Origin of the sequence: Pseudomonas sp. QL9, from assembly GCF_041409665.1 — a bacterium.
GTDB lineage: Bacteria > Pseudomonadota > Gammaproteobacteria > Pseudomonadales > Pseudomonadaceae > Pseudomonas > Pseudomonas knackmussii.
In genome coordinates this window covers 3802412-3822714 of record NZ_CP166971.1, presented here as the reverse complement: position 1 = coordinate 3822714, position 20303 = coordinate 3802412, and the positions used below count along the sequence as shown (strand labels likewise).

Genomic DNA, 20303 nt, shown 5'->3' with positions numbered 1-20303 from the left:
CGCGCCTCTCAGACTGCCGGAATCCAGCGGCGGAATCGTCGCTCGAGCCAGCCGGAGAACAGGTTGGAAAGCACCGTGAGCACGTAGTAGAGCGCCGCGGCGGTGAGGTAGAAAGTCAGGTAGTGGCGGGTCGAGCCGGCCGCCTGGCGGGCGGTATAGAGCAGCTCGCTGGTGCCGACCACGCTGATCAGCGCGCTGTCCTTGATCAGGTTGACCCAGAGGTTGGCCATGCCAGCCAGCGCGTTGGGCGCCATGATCGGCAGCGTCACCCGGCTGAACAGGCGCCAGCCGTGCATGCCGTAGGCCCGCGCCGCCTCGATCTGGCCATAGGGGATGGCCTGGATGGCGCCACGGAAGATCTCCGATGCATACGCGCCCTGCACCAGACCGAGCACGGCGATGGCGACCATCATGCCGTTGAGCCGCACCTCGCCGTAGCCGAGCCAGGCGAACAGCTGGTTCAGGCCCGAAGAGCCGGCGTAATAGAGCAGCAGGATCAGCAGCAGCTCGGGCACTGCCCGGCCGAGGGTGATGTAGCCGCGCGCCAGGGCGGCGAGCGGGCGGGGTCCGTTGAGTTTGGCGCTGGCCACACCCAGGCCGATGAGCAGGCCGAGCAGGAAGGCACCGAAGGAAATCTGCAGGGTCACCAGCAACCCGCGCAGCAGGGCCGGTCCCCAGCCCTGGGCGCCGAAGCCGACCAGATCCAGATAAGACTGCATGACGAAGTCCTCGAAACGACGGCGCCGCCCGTGGGCGGCGCCGGATCATCACTGCTGCTTGGGCGCTACGCTCAGGCCGAAGTACTTGTTCGACAGCTGCTTGTAGTCGTCGCTGGCCAGCAGCTTGCCGATGGCGTCGTCGATCTGCGCCTTGAGCGCGGTGTCTTCCTTGCGCAGGCCGGCGCCCACGCCACGGCCGAACACAGGGTCGTAGGGCACCTCGCCCTTGGAAACGATGCCCGCGGCCTTGGCATCCGGGGAATCGAGGAAGGCCTTCACGGCGACGCCGTCGGCCATCATCAGGTCGATGCGCCCGGCCACCAGGTCGGCGTTCACCGAGTCCTGGGTGTCGTAGTAGCGAACGTCGGCGATCTTCTCGTAGTACTTCTTCAGATAGCTGGAGCTGACGGTGGAGGTCTGCACGCCGATCACCTTGCCCTTCAGGCCCTCGGGGCTGATCTTGATCTCGCTGGCGGCCGGCGCGGCCACGGCCACCGGGGTGTCGTAGTAGGGCACGCTGAAGGCAATCTGCTTCTCGCGCTCCTCGGTGATCGACATGGAGTTGAAGATCACGTCGATCTTCTTCGACAGCAGGGCCGGGATGATGCCGTCCCAGGCCACCTCGTCGATCTCGCACTGCGCCTTGAGCTCGGCGCAGACCTTCTGGATCAGGTCCGGCTCGAAGCCGGTCCACTTGCCGTCCGGCTGCTTCACCGAGAACGGTGGATAGGGTTCCGCCGCCAGGGCGAAGTGCAGGGTCTGCGCCTGCGCACTGGCCATGCCCGATGCCAGCAATGCCGTACCCACCAACCAACCGCAAAGACCATTCTTTTTCATGATGCCCCTTCCGCTTTCTTGTGGATTGTTGTGCTCGAAGCTTTTCATGGCAGCCGCGCGGGGCGGCTGGTTCAGCGATTCTGCTGTGCGTTGACGAACTGCCCGCAGCGTTCGCTGCGCGGCCGGCCGAAGACCTCCTCGGGCGTGCCCTCCTCCTCGATCAGCCCCTTGTGCAGGAAGGCCACGTGGCTGGATACGTCGCGGGCGAAGGCCATCTCGTGGGTCACCAGGATCATGGTGCGCCCCTCCTCGGCCAGCGAGCGGATCACCCGCAGCACTTCGCCGACCAGCTCCGGGTCGAGCGCAGAGGTCGGCTCGTCGAACAGCATGACTTTCGGCCGCACAGCCAGGGCGCGGGCGATCGCCACGCGCTGCTGCTGGCCGCCGGAGAGGAAGGCCGGGTACTCGTTGCGCTTCTCCGCCAGGCCGACCCGCGCCAGCAGCGCCTCGGCACGATCGCGGGCTTCCGCCTTGCTTTCGTGGAGGACAAAAGTGGGCGCCTCCATGAGGTTTTCCAGCACGGTGCGGTGCGGCCACAGGTTGAAGTTCTGGAACACCATGCCCAGCCGCGAGCGGATGCGCGTCAGCTGCTTCTGATCGGCGACGCGCGGCTCGCCGTGGCGGTCCTGGTCGAGACGGATGATCTCGCCGTCGACGCTGACGGTACCGGCGTTCGGCACTTCCAGCATGTTGATGCAGCGCAGCAGGGTGCTCTTGCCCGAGCCGCTGGCGCCGATCAGCGAGATCACACCGCCTTCGCTGGCCTTGAGCGAAACGCCCTTGAGCACCTCGAACTGGCCGAAGCGCTTGTGCAGGTCGACCACCTCGATTACCGGGTTGCTGGCGGGCTTGGCCGGCTCCTGTAGGAGCGGACCTTGTCCGCGATCAGACGCTGCGCGGTTCGGTTCGCGGATGAGATCCGCTCCTGCGGGCGCATGCGGCAGCTCTTCGACGAACGCGAGGATGCGCTCGCAGGCCTCGGCCAGGGTCTCGTCGGCGAGGGTGAAGGACAGCCGCACGAAGCCATTGGCCTGCGGCCCGAAGGCGGCGGCGTCGAGCACCGACACGCCACGGGCGCGGAACAGTTGCCAGGCAAAGTCCAGCGAGCTGAGGCCGGTGCCGCGCACATCGACCATGACGAACATCCCGGCCTGCGGCGAAAGCAGCTTGAGCTTCGAGCTGCGCGACAACCGTTGCAGCACCAGGTCGCGGCGGCGGCGATAGACCTCGCGCATCGAGCTGGCGACTTCATCGTGGGCGCGGACCGCCGCCAGCGCGGCCTCCTGCACGAAGCCCGGCAGGCCGTAGAGCATGTTCAGCGCGAGGTTTTCGATGTGCGCCACCAGCTTGGGTTCGGCGACCACCCAGCCGGCGCGCCAGCCGGTCATGGCGTGGGACTTGGACAGGCTGCCCAGGCTCAGGGTGCGTTCGGCCATGCCGGGCAGCGCGGCGAAGCTCTGGTGCGGCTGCTCGAAGGTCAGCGCCTCGTAGACCTCGTCGACCACCACCCAGAGGTCGTGGCGCTCGGCGACCGCGGCGATGGCGCGCAGCTCGTCCGGAGTCATGACCACGCCGGTGGGGTTGTTCGGGTTGGCGAAGAAGATCGCCTTGGTGCGCGGCGTGATGGCCGCTGCCAGGGCCTGCGCGTCGAGGCGGAAGCCGTCCTCGGCACGGGTCGGCACCGCTACCAGCTTGGCGCCGGTGGCCTTGAGGGTAGCTTCGTAGGTGACGTAGACCGGGTCGAAGACGATCACCTCGTCCCCCGCCTCCAGCAGGCAGAGCGCGGCGGCGAACAGGGCGTTCTGCGCGCCGGCCAGGAGGATCACGTTGTCCGGCGCGACCTGCAGGTCGAAGCGCCGCCGGTAGAGATCGGCGATGGCCTGGCGCAGTTCCGGGCGGCCGGCCACGTCGCAGTAATGCGTATCGCCGGCGCGCAGCGAAGTCACCGCCGCTTCGGTGATGAACTCCGGCGTGGCGAAGTCCGGATCGCCGACGCTCAGCACTATCACGTCTTCGCCGGTGCGCTGGGCGGCCGTTGCGGCGTAGTGAATATCCCAGGCAGCAGTGCCTGGCCCGACCATCCTGTCCACAAGCGACGAATAACGCATGCAAGTGCCTCACCCGGAATGACGGAAGCCGTCGGTGCGACACATCGTCCGGCGGCCAGTGCGAGCCACCATAGACCCGAATGAACGAGTGTTCAACAGTATTTTCCGGCCAATTTGAGCGGCCGTTCAATGCGCCCCGAGATAGAGCGGCCGGGCCCTGCAGGCCCCATTCGCGGGCACTGAAATCCCCCGTGGAAGTTAAGCGACAGCTCGGTACACTCAGGATTCAAGGAAGTAGCGACAAATTCGGAACTCGGACATAACGGGTTCTTAACGATCACTTCGCTAGCATTCGACCCCGAATTGTTAGCTTGCCGGTCAAAGTCGAGGCCATTGCATGGAAAACGCGTTCCTCCCCTTCTCGCGCCCGAGCATCGGTGCCGAGGAAATCCAAGCCGTCACCGAGGTACTGGGCTCCGGCTGGATCACCACCGGACCGAAGAACCAGGCCCTGGAGCAGCGCTTCGCCGAATACGTCGGCTGCAAGCACGCGGTAGCCGTCGCTTCCGCCACCGGCGGCATGCACATCGCCCTGCTGGCGCTGGGCATCGGTCCGGGTGACGAGGTCATCACCCCGTCGCAGACCTGGGTGTCCACCGCCAACATGATCTGCCTGCTCGGCGCTACCCCGGTGTTCGTCGATGTCGACCGCGACACCCTGATGACCGACGCCGCGCGCATCGAAGCGGCCATCACCCCGCGCACCAAGGCGATCATCCCGGTGCACTACGCCGGCGCCTCTTTCGACCTCGACCCGCTCTACGCCCTGGCCGAGAAGCACGGCATCGCCGTGATCGAGGACGCCGCCCACGCCGCCGGCACCCGTTACAAAGGCCGTCATGTCGGCTCGCGCGGCTCGGCGATCTTCTCCTTCCACGCGATCAAGAACATGACCTGCGCGGAAGGCGGCATGTTCGTCACCGACGACGAGGCCCTGGCCAATCGCGTGCGCACCTTGAAGTTCCACGGCCTGGGCGTGGACGCCTATGACCGCCTGACCCACGGCCGCAAGCCGCAGGCGCAGGTGGTGGAGCCGGGCTTCAAGTACAACCTGACCGACATCAACGCGGCCATAGCGCTGGTGCAGCTGCACCGCCTGGACGAGATCAACGCGCGCCGCACCGAACTGGCCCTGGCCTACCGCGAGCGCCTGGCGCACCTGCCGGTGCAGCCGCTGGCCCTGCCGGATTACCCGCAACAGCATGCCTGGCACCTGTTCATCGTGCGTATCGACGAAGACGCCTGCGGCATGAACCGCGAGGCCTTCATGCAGGCCCTGCAGCAACACCAGATCGGTACCGGCATCCACTTCGTCGCCACCCACCTGCACACCTGGTACCGCCAACGCTTCCCCGGGGTCAGCCTGCCCAACACCGAGTGGAACTCGGCGCGGCTGTGCTCGATCCCGCTGTTCCCCGACATGACCGACGCCGATCTGGACCGTGTGGTCGGGGCCTTCGAAACCATCCTTCGGTAATAGCTCGTGAAACCCTATCCGATCGACCGCGTCTCCGTGGTCATCCCCGTCTACAACGAAGAAGCCAGCCTGCCCGAGCTGCTGCGCCGCACCGACGCGGCCTGCCGCCAGCTCGGCCGCGACTACGAGATCGTGCTGATCGACGACGGTAGCCGCGACCGCTCCGCCGAGCTCCTCCAGGAAGCCGCCGAGGCGCCTGGCAGCCACGTGCTGGCAGTCATCCTCAACCGCAACTACGGCCAGCACGCGGCGATCATGGCCGGCTTCGAGCATTGCAGCGGCGACGTGGTGATCACCATCGACGCCGACCTGCAGAACCCGCCGGAAGAAATCCCGCGCCTGGTCGAGCAGGCCGCGCTGGGCTACGACGTGGTCGGCACCGTCCGCCAGAATCGCCAGGACTCGGCCCTGCGCCGCTGGCCGTCGCGCCTCATCAACATGGCCGTGCAGCGCTCCACCGGCGTCGCCATGAGCGACTACGGCTGCATGCTGCGCGCCTACCGCCGTGGCATCGTCGAAGCCATGCTGGCCTGCCGCGAGCGCAGCACCTTCATCCCGATCCTGGCCAACAGCTTCGCCCGCCACACCACCGAGATCATGGTCGGCCACGCCGAGCGCGAGCATGGCGAGTCGAAATACGACTTCCTGCGCCTGATCAACCTGATGTTCGACCTGGTCACCTGCATGACCACCACCCCGCTGCGCCTGCTCAGCCTGGTCGGTGGCGGCATGGCACTGGCCGGTTTCGCCTTCGGCCTGCTGCTGCTCATGCTGCGCGTGCTGTTCGGCGCCGCCTGGGCCGGCGACGGCGTGTTCGTACTCTTCGCCGTGCTGTTCATGTTCACCGGGGTACAGCTGGTCGGCATGGGCCTGCTCGGCGAATACCTGGGCCGCGTCTACAACGACGTACGGGCCCGCCCACGTTTCTTCGTCGAGCGCGTGCTGCGCGGCCAGGCCCTGCCTGGCAACACCCCCGCATCCCTTTCTCCTGTAGTTGAGTCCCTCGCCAAATGACCGCCAAGACCATCGTTTTCGCCTATCACGACATCGGCTGCGCCGGCATCGAGGCCCTGTTGGCCGCTGGCTACCAGATCGATGCTGTCTTCACCCACGCGGACGACCCGCGCGAGAACCGCTTCTTCGGCTCGGTAGCCCAGCTCTGCGCCCTGCGCGGCATCCCGGTGCACGCGCCGGAAGACGTCAACCACCCGCTGTGGATCTCGCGCATCCGCGAACTGCAGCCGCAGTACATCTTCTCCTTCTACTACCGCAACCTGCTCGGCGAAGAGCTGCTGGCCTGCGCCAGCCAAGGCGCCTTCAACCTGCACGGCTCGCTGCTGCCGCGCTACCGTGGCCGCGCCCCGGCGAACTGGGTGCTGGTCAACGGCGAGACCGAGACCGGCGTGACCCTGCACCGCATGGTCAAGCGCCCGGACGCCGGCGCCATCGTCGCCCAGCAACGCGTCGCCATCGCTGACGAAGACACCGCGCTGAGCCTGCACGGCAAGCTGCGCGAAGCCTCCCGCGAGCTGCTCGGCAAGACCCTGCCGGCGCTGCTCAAGGGCGACATCCAGGAAACCGCCCAGGACGAGAGCAAGGCCAGCTACTTCGGCCGCCGCACCCCGGCCGACGGCCAGATCGACTGGAACCGCCCGGCCCGCGAACTGCACAACCTGGTGCGCGCAGTCACCCAGCCGTACCCGGGCGCCTTCGCCCCGGTTGGCGAGCGCAAGCTGATCGTCTGGAGTTCGAAAGTGGTCGCCGGCAACGACGGCCGCCCGGCCGGCAGCGTGCTGAGCGCCGATCCGCTGCGCATCGCCTGCGGCCAGGACAGCCTTGAAGTCCTCGCCGGCCAGCAAGGCGACGCCGGCCTGTTCCTCGCCGGCCCGCAACTGGCCCGCGAAATGGGCCTGGTGGAAGGCTCGAAGCTGTATTCGGTGAGCAAGCCCAAGCGCAAGACCCGCGTGCTGATCCTCGGCGTCAACGGCTTCATCGGCAACCACCTGTCCGAGCGCCTGCTGCGCGACGGCAACTACGAGGTGTACGGCCTGGACATCGGCTCGGACGCCATCGAGCGCCTGAAGACCAACCCGGACTTCCACTTCGTCGAAGGCGACATCAGCATCCACACCGAGTGGATCGAGTACCACATCAAGAAGTGCGACGTGGTCCTGCCGCTGGTGGCTATCGCCACCCCAATCGAATACACCCGCAACCCGCTGCGCGTGTTCGAACTGGACTTCGAGGAAAACCTCAAGCTGGTCCGCTACTGCGTGAAGTACAACAAGCGCGTGATCTTCCCCTCGACCTCCGAGGTGTACGGCATGTGCACCGACCCGAACTTCGACGAAGACAAGTCGAACCTGGTGGTCGGCCCGATCAACAAGCAGCGCTGGATCTACTCGGTCTCCAAGCAACTGCTCGACCGCGTCATCTGGGCCTACGGCCAGAAGGGCCTGAGCTTCACCCTGTTCCGTCCGTTCAACTGGATGGGCCCGCGCCTGGACCGCCTGGACTCCGCGCGCATCGGCTCCTCGCGCGCCATCACCCAGCTGATCCTGCACCTCGTGGAAGGCACCCCGATCCGCCTGGTCGACGGCGGCGCGCAGAAGCGCTGCTTCACCGACGTGGTGGACGGCATCGAGGCGCTGGCGCGCATCGTCGACAACGAAGGCGGCCGCTGCAACGGGCAGATCGTCAACATCGGCAACCCGGACAACGAAGCCAGCATCCGAGAGCTGGGCGAGGAGCTGCTGCGCCAGTTCGAAGCCCACCCGCTGCGTAGCAACTTCCCGCCCTTCGCCGGCTTCCGCGAAGTGGAAAGCCGCACCTTCTACGGCGACGGCTACCAGGACGTGTCGCACCGCAAGCCGAGCATCGAGAACGCTCGCCGCCTGCTGAACTGGGAACCGACCGTGCACATGCGCGAAACCATCGCCAAGACCCTGGACTTCTTCCTCCGCGAGGCCATCGCCGAGCAGGAAGCCGCCAAGGCGGCGAAGGCGGGGAACAACGCCTGATGCAGGCGGGTCTGCGCATCGACGTCGACACCTACCGCGGCACCCGTGAAGGCGTGCCGCGGTTGCTCGAACTGCTCGACGAAGCCGGAATCAAGGCAACCTTCTTCTTCAGCGTCGGCCCGGACAACATGGGCCGCCACCTGTGGCGCCTGGTGCGTCCGCAGTTCCTGTGGAAGATGTTGCGTTCCAAGGCTGCCAGCCTCTACGGCTGGGACATCCTGCTGGCCGGCACCGCCTGGCCCGGCAAGCCGATCGGCCGCGATTTCGGCCACCTGATGCGCAAAGCCCTGGAGGCCGGCCACGAGGTCGGCCTGCACGCCTGGGACCACCACGGCTGGCAGGCCAACGCCGGCACCTGGAGCGCCGATCAGCTGCACAAGCAGATCGCGCTCGGGGTGGACACCCTCAGCGACATCCTCGGCCAGCGCGTGGACTGCTCGGCCGTAGCCGGCTGGCGCGCCGACGAGCGCACCGTGCAAGCCAAGGAAGCCTTCGGCTTCCGCTACAACAGCGATTGCCGCGGCACCTCGCTGTTCCGCCCGCGCCTGGCGGACGGCAGCCTGGGCACCGCGCAGGTCCCGGTGGACATGCCGACCTACGACGAAGTGGTGGGCCCGAACCTGGCCGCCGCCGACTTCAACGACTTCATCCTGCGGCGCTTCAGGGCTGACGCACTGAACGTCTACACCATTCATGCCGAAGTGGAAGGAATCCTCATGGCAGAGCAGTTCCGCCAGTTGCTGGGCCGCGCCCGGCAGGGCGACATTCATTTCCAGCCGCTGGGCCAGCTGCTGCCGACCGATCCGGCGGCGCTCCCCGCGGGCCAACTGACGCGCGGCACGCTGGAAGGCCGCGAGGGCTGGCTCGGGGTCCAACGATGACCCAGCGCTTCTGGCCACTGGCAGCCGCGGTGTTGCTGCTGTTCTTCATCGTTCCCCTGGGCCTGCATGGCCTGTGGATCCCCGACGAGTCGCGCTACGCGCAGATCTCCCAGGCCATCCTGCACAGCGGCGACTGGGTGTCGCCGCACTTCCTCGGCCTGCGCTACTTCGAGAAGCCCATCGCCGGCTACTGGCTGGTCGCGCTCGGCCAGATGCTGTTCGGCGAGAACCTCTTCGGCGCGCGCATCGCCTCGGTCGTGGTGACCCTGGCGAGCACCCTGCTGGTGCTCTTCGTCGGCCGCCGCATGTGGCCCGACAGCCGTCGCGGCGAAGTCGCAGCGCTGCTCTACGCCAGCTTCGCGCTGATCGCCGGGCAAGCCGGCTACAGCAACATGGACCCGCAGTTCACCCTGTGGACCAACCTCAGCATCGCCGCGCTCTGGCTGGCCTTCCAGGCCGAGGACCGGCGCGGCCGGCTGCTCGCCTGGGGCCTGCTGGGCGCCGCCTGCGCCATGGGCTTCATGACCAAGGGATTCCTCGCCGGCCTGCTGCCGGTGCTGGTCGCCCTGCCCTATGTATTCTGGCTGGGTCGCTGGCGCGAACTCTTCGGCTACGGCCCGCTGGCGGTGCTGGTCGCCGTGCTGCTGAGCCTGCCCTGGGGCCTGGCGATCTACGCCCGCGAGCCGGACTTCTGGAACTTCTTCTTCTGGCACGAGCACATCCGCCGCTTCGCCGGTGAAGACGCCCAGCATTCACGGCCATTCTGGTTCTTCGTGCCGCTGCTGTTCGCCAGCGCCCTGCCCTGGGCCCTGCTGATTCCCTCGGCATTCGCCCGCGGCTGGGCGCAGCGCCGCCAACCGCATGCGGTGTTCCTGCTGCTGTGGTTCGCCATGCCCTTCCTGTTCTTCAGCCTGGCCAAGGGCAAGCTGCCGACCTACACCATGCCCTGCTTCGCCCCGCTCGCCCTGCTGATGGCCGACGCAGTGCTCGCAGCCCTGGAAAGCGGACGCCTGCGCGTGCTGCGCTTCAACGGCTGGCTGAACCTGGTCGGCGGCCTGCTGGCCCTGGGCGGACTGGTGTTCATCCAGCTGCACAAGCCGGTTTACCACCACCAGACCGCTAGCGTTCTGCTGGTCGGCCTGGTGTGCCTGGCCTGGGCCGTCTGCGGCGGCCTGCAGCTGGCCCGCCCGCGCGCCCTCTGGGCCGCGCCGGCGGTGGCGGCCTGGCTGCTGGTGGCGGTGGTGCCGGCGGCCATGCCGGAGAAGATCGTCAACAGCAAGATGCCCGACCAGTTCATCGCCCAGTACCAGGACCAGCTCGCCTCCGCGCACACCTTGCTGAGCAACGACCTGGGCACCGCCTCGGCGCTGGCCTGGCGCACCGGTCGCGCCAACATCCAGCTGCTCAACACCGTGGGCGAGCTGAAGTACGGCCTGTCCCAACCGGACGCCAAGGGCCGCACGCTCAGTCTCGAGGAATTCCCCGCCTGGCTCGCCGAGGCCCGCAAACAGGGCTCGGTAGGCGTCATCATGCGGGTCAACAGCGCCGGCGACGAAGCCGAGCTCGCGCTGATGCCCAAGGACTCCATCAGCTACCGGGAAAACCACCTGGTGTTCCTGCTGATTCCACAGGCCGCACCATGACCGCCCTGCTGCTCGCCATCGCCTGCCTGCTCACCTGCCTCGGCCAGATCGCCCAGAAACTGGCCGTGGAGAGTTGGAGCGCACGCGAGCACAGCGCCCTGCAGAAAATTCTGTCGCCATGGCTGCTGCTGGCCATCGCCTGCCTGGGCTTCGGCCTGCTGGCCTGGCTGCTGGTGCTGCAACGCCTGCCGGTGGGCATCGCCTACCCGATGTTGAGCATCAACTTCGTATTGGTCACCCTCGCCGCGCGCTACCTGTTCCGCGAGCCGGTCGATGCCCGCCATTGGCTCGGCATCCTGCTGATCGGCGGCGGCGTGGTGCTGCTGGGAGTGCAGGCATGAGCCGCGCGACCGGCTTCATTCTCGCCCTGGGCAGCGTCGCCCTGGTCAGCTCGGCGCAGCTCGGCATGCGCTGGGCCATGAGCCGCCTGCCGGCACCACAGGAATGGCTGAATGCCCTGCAAGCGCTGGATACCAGCCTGCTGCCGATGCTCGGCGTGCTGCTCTGCGCCGTACTGGCCTACGCGCTGTCGATGCTGTGCTGGCTCGGCGCGCTCAAGTTTCTACCGCTCGGCCGCGCCTATTCGCTGCTGAGCATCAGCTACGCTCTGGTCTACCTCGGCGCAGCCCTGCTGCCCGGATTCGGGGAAAGCCTGAGCCTGTTCAAGACGCTGGGCGTAGGCCTGGTGATCGCCGGCGTGCTGGCGATCAACAGCCCGCGCCCGACGATGGATCAACCGTAATGAATTGCCCGCATGCTGCCGCCCCGCGCGGCGAGGCGATGCCGGCGCCAGCGCATCATTTGCAAGCTTTGGGATGTCCCGTATGAAAATCAGCGTATTCGGTATCGGTTATGTGGGCCTGGTGCAGGCCGCGGTGATGGCGGAAGTGGGCCACGACGTGGTCTGCATGGACATCGACGAGGACAAGATCGCCAAGCTCAAGCGCGGCCAGATCAGCATCTTCGAGCCGGGCCTGGCTGAACTGGTGAAAGAGAACCTGGAAGCCGGCCGCCTGCACTTCACCAGCGACGTCGCCACCGCCGCGGCCCACGGCCTGGTGCAGTTCATCGCCGTAGGCACCCCGCCCAGCGACGACGGTTCGGCCAACCTCAGCGCGGTGTTCGCCGTTGCCGAAGGCATCGCCCGTCACCGCAGCGAGCCGGTGGTGATCGTCGAGAAATCCACCGTCCCGGTGGGCACCGGCGACCGCATCAAGGCCCATATCGAGAAGATCCTGGCCGACAGCGGCCGCACGCTGAAATTCGATATCGTCTCCAACCCCGAATTCCTCAAGGAAGGTTCGGCCCTGGCCGACTGCCGCCGCCCCGACCGCATCATCATCGGCTGCGACAGCAACGAAGTGCTGGACGTGATGCGCGAGATCTACGCGCCCTTCAACCGCAACCACGACCGCACCATCGCCATGAACCTGCGCAGCGCCGAGCTGACCAAGTACGCGGCGAACTGCATGCTGGCGACCAAGATCAGCTTCATCAACCAGATCGCCGAGCTGGCCGAGCACCTGGGTGCCGACATCGAGTCGGTGCGCCTGGGCATGGGCGCGGACGTGCGCATCGGCTACCACTTCATCTACCCCGGCTGCGGCTATGGCGGCTCCTGCTTCCCGAAGGACGTCCAGGCGCTGATCCACACCGCCGCGGAAGCGAACTGCTCGAACGACCTGCTGCGCGCCGTGGAAGAAGTGAACCGCCGGCAGAAGAACAAGCTGTTCGAACGCATCAAGGCCTACTACAAGGGCGACCTCGCCGGCCGCACCTTCGCCCTCTGGGGCCTGTCGTTCAAGCCGAACACCGACGACATGCGCGACGCGCCGAGCCGCGACCTGATGGAAGCGCTGTGGCAAGCCGGCGCCAAGGTCCGCGCCTTCGACCCGGAAGCCATGTCCGAGGCCCAGCGCCTGTATGGCCACGACGAGCGCCTGACCCTGATGGGCACCCCGGAAGCGGTCCTGGGCGGCTCCGACGCGCTGATCGTCTGCACCGAGTGGCAGCAGTTCAAGGCGCCGGACTTCAAGCTGCTGGCCAGTCAGCTGAAAGCCCCGGTGATCTTCGACGGCCGCAACCTCTACGATCCCGAGCGCCTGGCGCGCTACGGCTTCGAGTACTTCCCGATGGGCCGCGGCGATTCCCATCGCCTGCCGGTGCCGACGCCCCGCAGCTGATCCCAGCCCCAGCTCGCTCCTGCCCTGCGTAGGAGCGAGCCGATCCTCCCCCTGTAGAAGCGGATTCATCCGCGACATTTTCGCGGACAAGGGCTGGGCGCCCCCGTCGCTCCTACGGTCACGTGCCGCACCTTCCCTCCACGTTTTCCCCGCGAACGCGGGGACCCAAAATCTTGTTTGGGTGTAACGCGCCGCTTCGGCGTGTTCGGACGCTTCTTGTTTCGCCTCTCGGCGAGTCACTTCTTACAAACGCCTAAGAAGTAACCAAGAACGCTTCGCCCCGTCATACGGGCCCGATGAAGCCGGGCTCCCCTCACGAACTCCCCCGCACCGGAGGCCCACCCCGAAAGTACGTCCCTGTACAAATCGGGGCTTGTGCGACATCCATGTCGCCCGACCTCCTCTACGGGGGTTTCGCTCGGCCTTCTGAAAGGGGCGTTCGGCGCGTGCGGACATTTCGCTGGAAATCCCAAGAGCGAAGCGCGTATGCGCTTTTCGTAGGGCGAATAACCCCGAAGGGGTTATCCGCCATTTTCGTGCCGGGATGGAAACCCGTTTTCGGGGTCCCTGCGTTCGCGGGGATGTCGGAGACGTGTAGGAGATTCTATGTCAATGACGGCTCCTGCTTTGGAGGCTGGTAGCTGATCTGGGATTGCATCAGGGCAAAGGCAATTCGGGCCAATTTGCGGGCGAGGATAGTCAGGGCCTCGATCTTCTTCAGGCCGCGCGCCAAGTAGCTTTGGTAAAGGACTTGCCAGCGCTGCGTGCGCGCTGCTGCCATGGCCGCGTTGTGGAGCAGCCGACGGATTTCAGGATCCCCTTGCTTGGTCAGCTTTCGTCGGCCGCTATAGCGGCCGGACTCCTTGAGCCGCACATCCAATCCGATAAAGGCGATGAAGGCATCGCTATTGCGAAAATGCCCCCGCAGAAATGCCAGGTTCAGGGCCGCTGCCGTCAGTGGTCCGATCCCTTCGATGGCCTGACAGCGCCTGCTTTGCTCCATTAGGCCGGCCTCTCGCAGCGCCTGTTGAATCTCTTTCTCCAGGCGTAACTCCAGTGTGGCCATTTGCTTGAGAACAGGCCTCAGCGCCTTGGCCAAGGAGCGATCCTGGGAAAAGCTCTGGCGCAACGAGATGGCGCTACGGACCAGTGCAGCACGCCGATGCAGCAGTGTCTGCAGGCGGCAGTAGGCCTTGCTTGGCGGCTGCCAAGGTTCCAGTTGCGCTTGTTCGTGGGTCAGGTAACGGGCCAGCAGCAGGGCATCGCTGCGATCATCCTTGTTTCGCCCACCAATCCCCTTGCGGTAGTTGCTCAGGCGAAAGCCATTGATGACGTAGATCCGATGTCCCCGCGCATGCGCCAGGGTCGCAACATCCATGTGATAGGTGCTGGTCGCTTCGATCGCGATGGCGCAGCAGGGAGGAAGGGTTTTCAGCCAGGCCTTGATGGTGCGGACGTCATTGGCCAGTTCGAATACCTCGCCCGAGCGTGTATCGCAGAGGCTCAGCGACTCCTTGGCGACATCGATACCGATAACCGGGGATTGGCTTGTCATGGGGTTCTCCGACAGTGAAGATGGTCCAACCTGTCGGGAGCTCACATTGGCGCAGGCTTGCCGGTATTGTCGGTTTGAGCGGCTACTCAATCCGATGGATTCCTTATCGGCGCTTGTCGTGAGCGGGTGGGTGGGGGAAGTCTCCTACCGTCTGGCTTGCAGAAGCGGATCTTGTCCCTCCACACCCCGACAGGTTCCTACCCTAACGCCATACAAGCGGACCTTGTCCGCGAGCGGCACGCATGAACCTCACGCCCGCTCCGGCACCGCCATCGGCAACGCCGACTCATCCCGCTTGAGCACCGCATAAAGCACACCCGTCACCACGCTCCCCGCCGCAATCGCCAGCAGGTACATCAGCGCGTGGTTCATCGCGTTGGGGATCAGCAGCACGAACAGTCCGCCGTGCGGCGCCAGCAGCTTGCAGCCGAAGAACATCGACAGTGCGCCGGTCAGCGCACCGCCGGCGATGCTGGCCGGTATCACACGCAGCGGATCCCTGGCGGCGAACGGAATCGCGCCTTCGGAGATGAAGCACAGCCCCAGCACCAGCGCCGCCTTGCCGGCCTCCCGTTCGCTCTGGGCGAACTTGCGCCGGGCCAGCAGGGTGGCGATGCCCATGCCGATCGGCGGCACCATGCCGGCCGCCATGGTCGCGGCCATCGGTGCGTAGCTCTGCGAGGCGAGCAGGCCGACGGAGAAGGCGTAGGCCGCCTTGTTGATCGGCCCGCCGAGGTCGACGCACATCATCCCGCCAAGCAGCAGGCCGAGCAGGATGGCGTTGGCGGTACCCATGCCGGCGAGGAAGTCGGTCAGCGCCGTCATCAGCCCGGCCACCGGCTTGCCCACGACGTAGATCATCACCAGCCCGGTGAACAGGCTGCACAGCAGCGGGATCAGCAGGATCGGCTTGAGTGCCTCCAGGCTCTGCGGCAGCTTGAGGTACTGGCTGACCGCCTTCGCCGAATAGCCAGCGAGCAGGCCGGCGACTATGCCGCCGAGGAAACCCGCGCCCAGGCTGCTGGCCAGCAGGCCGCCGATCATGCCCGGCGCCAACCCCGGGCGGTCGGCGATGGACCAGGCGATGTAGCCGGCGAGCATCGGCACCATCAGCTTGAAGGCGGTCTCGCCGCCGATCTGCATCAGCGCGGCGGCCAGGGTGCCCGGTTCCTTGAATGCCGTGATGCCGAAGACGAAGGACAGCGCGATCAGCAGGCCGCCGGCGACCACCATCGGCAGCATGAAGGACACGCCGGTCAGCAGGTGCTTGTACAGACCGCGCGCCTCGCCTTTCGCCGGTTTGGCCGTGGCTCCCGCCGTGCTCGCAGCGCTTTCCTCGACGCCCGCCTCCAGCGCCTTGCGCAGCATCGCCTCGGGCTGCTTGAGCGCCACGCCGGTGCCGCAGCGGAAGATGCGCTTGCCGGCGAAACGCTCGGTGTTCACTTCGATATCGGTGGCCAGCAGCACCACGTCGGCGGCGGCGATGTCCTCGGCGGCCAGCGGGTTGCGCGCGCCGACCGAGCCCTGGGTTTCCACCTTCAACTCCCAGCCCAGTTTCTGCGCCGCCTGCTGCAGCGCCTCGGCGGCCATGAAGGTGTGCGCCACTCCGGTCGGACAGGCGGTGATCGCCACCACTCGCGCCACCTTGGCCGGCACAGGTGCCTGCGTTTCGGCATTGCCCTGCCAGGGTTGCGCTTGGGCAGCAGCGCGTTGCAGGAAGGCAGCGGGATCACTCAGCGCCTCGGCCGGCCGCGCCTGCCACAGGCGCTTGCCGGCGAAGCGGCTCAGCTCCAGTGCCTGCGGGCTGATCACGATGACCAGCTCGGCAGCGGCGATCTGCTCGGCGCTCAGGCGCAGTTCCGGGCGTTGCGGCTCGTTGCTCTCGACGCACACCGACCAGCCCATGCGTTCGGCGGCGGCGCGCAACAGGCGCGCGCTGAGCAGGCTGGTGACCTGGCCGTTGGGGCAGGCAGTGATCAGGGCAAGTTTCATCGTCGTACCTCTTGTTATGGCGCCACCTCGGGCCCGCAAGCGGGCGGATGGCGAATCAATCCAGCGCGGACACCACGACCTGGCCTTCCAGCTCGGCCAGGCGCACGGGGTCGGCAACACCGAACTCGAACTGGGTGACAGCCAGCGCCGCGACCGCCGTTGCATGGCGCAGCACACGCTCGGCAGGCCAACCGGCGAGCAGGCCGTGGAGCATGGCCGCGAGCAGCGAGTCGCCGGCGCCCACGGTGCTGGCAACCTGCACGCGCGGAGGGCTCGACTTCAGGCATGCGTCGGGCGCGAACCAGTGAACACCCTCGGCGCCTTGCGAAAGCACCACATGCTCGATGCCGCCGTGCTGCAGTTGCCGGACCTGGGCATCGACACCCTCGGCATCCGCCGGACCGCACACGGCGGCCAGCTCCTCGGCGTTTGGCTTGACCAGCCAAGGCTTGGCCGCGAGCCCATGCCGCAGTGCCTCGCCGCTGCTATCGAAGGCCACCCATAGACCGAGCCGCTTGAGGCGCAGGATCAGCTCGGCAAGCCATTGCGGATCGACGCCACGCGGCAGGCTGCCGGAGACCACGGCAATGTCCTGCCCGGCGGCGAGGCGCGCGAGTTCATCCAGCAGGAGCTCCTGCGCGCCAGCGTCGACCAGGAGACCCGGGCCATTGATATCGGTGACGCGGCCGTCGTGCTCGGCCAGCTTGATGTTGCTGCGGGTTTCACCGGGCACGCGGACGAAGCCATCGCGAAAACCCCGACGCTGGAAAAGCGCATCGAAGGCAGCCGCATTGTCGGCACCGAGGAAGCCGGCCACGGTCAGCTGATGGCCAAGATCGGCAAGCACCTGGGCGACGTTCAGCCCCTTGCCGGCGGCCTGGGCCATGACCGCTTCGCTGCGATTCACCTCGCCCGGCTCGAGCCTTGGCAGGCGTACGGTCAGGTCCAGCGCCGGGTTCAAGGTCAGGGTCAGGATGCGGGCCATCAGCGATCCTCCCCCAAGGCATTGGACACCAGCGCACGGACCTCGCCGGCAGACGCCAGGCCAAGCGCGGCCTGCGCCAGTTCGCGGGCCCGAGCCTGGTCGAGTTCGCGCACGCCCTGCTTGACCAGCGGAATGCTGCGCGCCGAAACACTGAGTTCATCGACACCAAGGCCGAGCAGCAACGGCAACGCTTGAGCATCGGCCGCCAGCTCGCCGCAGATGCCGACCCACTTGCCGTGGGCATGGGCCGCGCGCACGGTCATGTCGATCAGTTGCAGCACCGCCGGATGCAGGCCGTCGGCTTGCCCCGAGAGGCTCGGGTGGCCACGGTCGATGGCCAGCGCGTACTGGGTCAGGTCGTTGGTGCCGATGCTGAAGAAGTCCACTTCGCGCGCCAGGACAGGCGCCAGCAGCGCCGCCGACGGCACCTCGACCATGATGCCGAGCTGCAGGTCGGCGCAGTCGTATTCGGCGCGCAGGGCCAGGGCCAGGTCGCGGGCCTGGCGCCACTCCTCGACCAGCCCGACCATCGGGAACATGATCCGCAGCGGGCGTCCGTCGGCCGCACGCAGCAGGGCGCGCAGCTGGGTCTCGAAGATTTGCGGGCGCTGCAGCGTCAGGCGAATGCCGCGCACGCCGAGATAGGGATTCGCCTCGTGTGGGATCGGCCAGTACGGCAGCGGCTTGTCGCCACCCACGTCGAGGGTGCGAACCACCAGCGGGCGACCGTCGAGGGCGTCGAGTACGCGGCGGTATTCGGCCTCCTGGGCGACCAGGTCGGGCGCGCAGGGGCTGTCGAGGAAGACGAACTCACTGCGCAGCAAGCCCACACCTTCCGCGCCCAAAGCCACCGCCGTGGCGGCGCCGGCGCTGTCGCCGAGGTTGGCGCAGACCTCCACGGCATGGCCGTCACGGGTGTGCGCTGGCTCATGGCGGCGCGCTTCGGCAACTTCGCGGCGACGCTGCTGTTGGTCGCGTTGATGCAAGGCGTGCTCAAGCGTTTCGGCGCTCGGCGCGAGCATGAACTGGCCGCGCTCGCCATCGAGCAGCAAGGTGCTTCCCGGTTGCAACTGCAGCAGGCCTTCGCCGGCACCGACCAGCGCGGGAATGCCCAGGGCGCGCGCGATGATCGCGCTATGCGAGGTGGCGCCGCCGCGTACGGTGAGGATGCCCGCGACACGCTGTGGATCTAGGCGCGCCACATCCGATGGCCCCACCTCTTCCATGACCAGGATGTAGGGCTGCTCCGGCTCGGTCGCCAGCGCCACGCCGCACAGGCGCGCCAGCACGCGGCGACCGAGGTCGCGCAGGTCGGCGGCACGTTCGGCGAGCAAGGCATCGCCGAGTGCTTCCTGACGCTTGGCCGCTTGTTCGATCACCGAGTCCCAGGCTGCCTCGGCGCTGTCGCCGTGGACCAGGCGCTCGCTGACTTCGGCGGCCAGCTCGGGATCGTCGAGCAGGGCCTGGTGGGTGACGAAGATGTCGCGCACCGCCTTGGACTGGCTGCGCTGCACCAGGGTGTCGAGCTCGTCGGCGATGGCCGCCTTGGCCTCATTCAGCCGCAGCGCCTCGCGTTCGCTGGATTCGCCGCGCGGCGCATAGCTGAAGCGCCGGGTGACTTGCAGGTGCGCGGGCCCGCTAGCGATGCCCGGTGCTGCGGCGATGGCCGCCAGCCACTCGCCACTGGCCAGAGCCTGCGGCGGCTCTTCCGGCGCAGCGGCAACCACGGTTGCCGGCATCGCATCGGCGGGCAGGGGCATCACCTCCTCGCCCAGGCCTTGCTCCACCGCCTCGCGCAGCGCGGGAAGCGCGACCTCGGCAATCTCGGGTTCGGCAAAGAACTCCAGGATCTGCCCACGGCGAGCGCCCAGGCTGAGCAGCTTGCTGAGGCTGCGAATCGACACCGGCGCAGCATCGCTGTCGGCGACGCGCACACGCACCTCGCCGCTGAAGTCGCGAGCCATCGACATCAGCACCTGCGACGGCCGTGCGTGCAGACCGTGCGGGTTGGCCAGCGGCACACGCAGGCTCGGCCAGTCCACCGGCAACTCGCCGCCGAGTGCTTCGAGCACGGCGCGCGGCGAAGTGCTGTTGGCCAGTTCAGCGCCGCGCCCTTCCACCAGCAACGAGCAGAGGCGGTCGAGCACGGGACGCGCCGCGTCGCCATGCTCAGCCAGGCAGAACAGGCCAAGCAGCGGTTGGCCGGCATGCTGCAGTTCGCGCTGGGCCGTGACGAAGGCGAGGCCCGGCCGGCTGACCTTGTCGCCACCGCTCAGCCACCAGATTGCATTGCCCAGGTACAGCGCCTCGCCCTGCTGCAGCGCCGCGAGAAAACCGCTTTCCGCGCAACCGGCGGCTTTCAGCCGGCGCGCGGCGAGCAGCAGGAGTTCGTCGAGGTCTTCGGCGCTCTGCTGCAGGCCAACCAGGCTGGAGTCGAGCGCCAGCGTTCGGGCGCCACCGCTCAGGGCCGCGAGCAGTTGATCGGCGGTCTGCGCCCCGCGCAGCTGCGCGCCGGTGTCGCCTTCGCCCAGGGCGCGGGTCAGCAGCTGCAACAGGTTCAGGTGCTCGTCGGAGCGCGCGGCTATAGCGATCGCCAAGTAGACGATCTGGCCATCGCCCCAGTCGACGCCTTCGGGGAAGTGCAGCAGGCGCACACCGGTACGCACCACCAGGTCGCGGGTCTGCGGCGTGCCGTGGGGGATCGCGATGCCCTGGCCCAGGTAAGTGGAGCCCTGCGCCTCGCGCGCCTGCAGGCCGGCGAGGTAGCCCGGTTCGACCAGGCCGTCGGCTTCCAGGGCCCGGCAGAGCAGTTCAAGGGCGGTCGGCTTGTCCGCGGCCCGCTGTTGCATGCGGACCTGCTGCGCGGTCAGTTCGAGCACATCGTTCTCCTCAGCGGCACGCCG

The 20303-nt window shown here is 67.3% G+C and carries 15 protein-coding genes; 8 read left to right on the top strand and 7 right to left on the bottom strand.

Annotation, left to right across the window (positions count from 1 at the left end; genetic code table 11):
- Window positions 1-8: 8 nt before the first annotated feature.
- The 3 genes from ACA097_RS17900 to ACA097_RS17890 all read right to left on the bottom strand — a co-directional run bounded on the left by ACA097_RS17900 (window position 9) and on the right by ACA097_RS17890 (window position 3664).
- Window positions 9-719, bottom strand: coding sequence for an ABC transporter permease (locus ACA097_RS17900; protein ID WP_043254906.1), 711 nt, complete (start codon window positions 717-719; stop codon window positions 9-11).
- A 48-nt stretch (window positions 720-767) separates the two neighbouring features.
- Window positions 768-1556: a transporter substrate-binding domain-containing protein gene (locus tag ACA097_RS17895; RefSeq protein WP_043254908.1), complete on the bottom strand. Its 789-nt coding sequence runs from the start codon at window positions 1554-1556 to the stop codon at window positions 768-770.
- Window positions 1557-1627: 71 nt separating this feature from the next.
- A complete protein-coding gene (locus tag ACA097_RS17890) occupies window positions 1628-3664 on the bottom strand; it encodes an aminotransferase class I/II-fold pyridoxal phosphate-dependent enzyme (RefSeq protein WP_371364955.1) in 2037 nt (678 codons plus the stop codon).
- A gap of 337 nt (window positions 3665-4001) precedes the next feature.
- Here ACA097_RS17890 and arnB point away from each other — a divergent pair, with 337 nt between their 5' ends.
- The 8 genes from arnB to ACA097_RS17850 all read left to right on the top strand — a co-directional run bounded on the left by arnB (window position 4002) and on the right by ACA097_RS17850 (window position 12868).
- Window positions 4002-5141 carry a UDP-4-amino-4-deoxy-L-arabinose aminotransferase gene (arnB, locus tag ACA097_RS17885; RefSeq protein WP_043254912.1) on the top strand — a complete coding sequence of 380 codons (1140 nt, stop codon included), beginning with the start codon at window positions 4002-4004 and terminating at the stop codon, window positions 5139-5141.
- A gap of 6 nt (window positions 5142-5147) precedes the next feature.
- The gene (arnC, locus tag ACA097_RS17880; RefSeq protein ID WP_043254914.1) at window positions 5148-6155 is read left to right on the top strand and encodes an undecaprenyl-phosphate 4-deoxy-4-formamido-L-arabinose transferase; all 1008 of its coding nucleotides are present in this window, start codon (window positions 5148-5150) and stop codon (window positions 6153-6155) included.
- Complete coding sequence (gene arnA / locus ACA097_RS17875; protein ID WP_371364952.1) at window positions 6152-8161, top strand: bifunctional UDP-4-amino-4-deoxy-L-arabinose formyltransferase/UDP-glucuronic acid oxidase ArnA; 2010 nt, start codon at window positions 6152-6154, stop codon at window positions 8159-8161. Before arnC ends, arnA begins: the two co-directional genes overlap by 4 nt.
- Window positions 8161-9042, top strand: a complete 882-nt coding sequence (arnD, locus tag ACA097_RS17870; protein ID WP_371364950.1) for a 4-deoxy-4-formamido-L-arabinose-phosphoundecaprenol deformylase — start codon at window positions 8161-8163, stop codon at window positions 9040-9042. Before arnA ends, arnD begins: the two co-directional genes overlap by 1 nt.
- Complete coding sequence (gene arnT / locus ACA097_RS17865) at window positions 9039-10685, top strand: lipid IV(A) 4-amino-4-deoxy-L-arabinosyltransferase (RefSeq protein WP_371364947.1); 1647 nt, start codon at window positions 9039-9041, stop codon at window positions 10683-10685. Before arnD ends, arnT begins: the two co-directional genes overlap by 4 nt.
- A complete protein-coding gene (gene arnE / locus ACA097_RS17860; protein WP_371364945.1) occupies window positions 10682-11026 on the top strand; it encodes a 4-amino-4-deoxy-L-arabinose-phosphoundecaprenol flippase subunit ArnE in 345 nt (114 codons plus the stop codon). The genes arnT and arnE overlap by 4 nt, the downstream gene beginning before the upstream one ends.
- Entirely contained in the window at window positions 11023-11427 is a 405-nt protein-coding gene (gene arnF / locus ACA097_RS17855; protein WP_043254921.1) for a 4-amino-4-deoxy-L-arabinose-phosphoundecaprenol flippase subunit ArnF, read from the top strand. The genes arnE and arnF overlap by 4 nt, the downstream gene beginning before the upstream one ends.
- An 82-nt stretch (window positions 11428-11509) precedes the next feature.
- The gene (locus ACA097_RS17850; RefSeq protein WP_371364942.1) at window positions 11510-12868 is read left to right on the top strand and encodes a UDP-glucose/GDP-mannose dehydrogenase family protein; all 1359 of its coding nucleotides are present in this window, start codon (window positions 11510-11512) and stop codon (window positions 12866-12868) included.
- 604 nt (window positions 12869-13472) lie between these two features.
- Here the strand turns inward: ACA097_RS17850 and ACA097_RS17845 are convergent.
- From ACA097_RS17845 to ptsP, 4 genes are all read right to left on the bottom strand, one after another.
- On the bottom strand, window positions 13473-14423 hold the full coding sequence (locus ACA097_RS17845) for an IS110 family transposase (protein ID WP_371364938.1): 951 nt from the start codon (window positions 14421-14423) through the stop codon (window positions 13473-13475).
- Between the two features lie 249 nt (window positions 14424-14672).
- A complete protein-coding gene (locus ACA097_RS17840; RefSeq protein WP_371364936.1) occupies window positions 14673-16415 on the bottom strand; it encodes a PTS fructose-like transporter subunit IIB in 1743 nt (580 codons plus the stop codon).
- Between the two features lie 55 nt (window positions 16416-16470).
- Window positions 16471-17400: a 1-phosphofructokinase gene (gene pfkB / locus ACA097_RS17835; protein ID WP_371364933.1), complete on the bottom strand. Its 930-nt coding sequence runs from the start codon at window positions 17398-17400 to the stop codon at window positions 16471-16473.
- Window positions 17400-20279, bottom strand: a complete 2880-nt coding sequence (gene ptsP, locus ACA097_RS17830; protein ID WP_371364930.1) for a phosphoenolpyruvate--protein phosphotransferase — start codon at window positions 20277-20279, stop codon at window positions 17400-17402. Before ptsP ends, pfkB begins: the two co-directional genes overlap by 1 nt.
- Window positions 20280-20303: the final 24 nt, after the last annotated feature.

Excerpts from the sequence above, each read along its gene's own strand:
- ACA097_RS17900 (WP_043254906.1), bottom strand. The coding sequence starts at position 719 with ATGCAGTCTTATCTGGATCTGGTCGGCTTCGGCGCCCAGGGCTGGGGA.
- ACA097_RS17895 (WP_043254908.1), bottom strand. The coding sequence starts at position 1,556 with ATGAAAAAGAATGGTCTTTGCGGTTGGTTGGTGGGTACGGCATTGCTG.
- ACA097_RS17890 (WP_371364955.1), bottom strand. The coding sequence starts at position 3,664 with ATGCGTTATTCGTCGCTTGTGGACAGGATGGTCGGGCCAGGCACTGCT.
- arnB (WP_043254912.1), top strand. The coding sequence starts at position 4,002 with ATGGAAAACGCGTTCCTCCCCTTCTCGCGCCCGAGCATCGGTGCCGAG.
- arnA (WP_371364952.1), top strand. The coding sequence starts at position 6,152 with ATGACCGCCAAGACCATCGTTTTCGCCTATCACGACATCGGCTGCGCC.
- arnD (WP_371364950.1), top strand. The coding sequence starts at position 8,161 with ATGCAGGCGGGTCTGCGCATCGACGTCGACACCTACCGCGGCACCCGT.
- arnT (WP_371364947.1), top strand. The coding sequence starts at position 9,039 with ATGACCCAGCGCTTCTGGCCACTGGCAGCCGCGGTGTTGCTGCTGTTC.
- arnE (WP_371364945.1), top strand. The coding sequence starts at position 10,682 with ATGACCGCCCTGCTGCTCGCCATCGCCTGCCTGCTCACCTGCCTCGGC.
- arnF (WP_043254921.1), top strand. The coding sequence starts at position 11,023 with ATGAGCCGCGCGACCGGCTTCATTCTCGCCCTGGGCAGCGTCGCCCTG.
- ACA097_RS17850 (WP_371364942.1), top strand. The coding sequence starts at position 11,510 with ATGAAAATCAGCGTATTCGGTATCGGTTATGTGGGCCTGGTGCAGGCC.
- ACA097_RS17845 (WP_371364938.1), bottom strand. The coding sequence starts at position 14,423 with ATGACAAGCCAATCCCCGGTTATCGGTATCGATGTCGCCAAGGAGTCG.
- ACA097_RS17840 (WP_371364936.1), bottom strand. The coding sequence starts at position 16,415 with ATGAAACTTGCCCTGATCACTGCCTGCCCCAACGGCCAGGTCACCAGC.
- pfkB (WP_371364933.1), bottom strand. The coding sequence starts at position 17,400 with ATGGCCCGCATCCTGACCCTGACCTTGAACCCGGCGCTGGACCTGACC.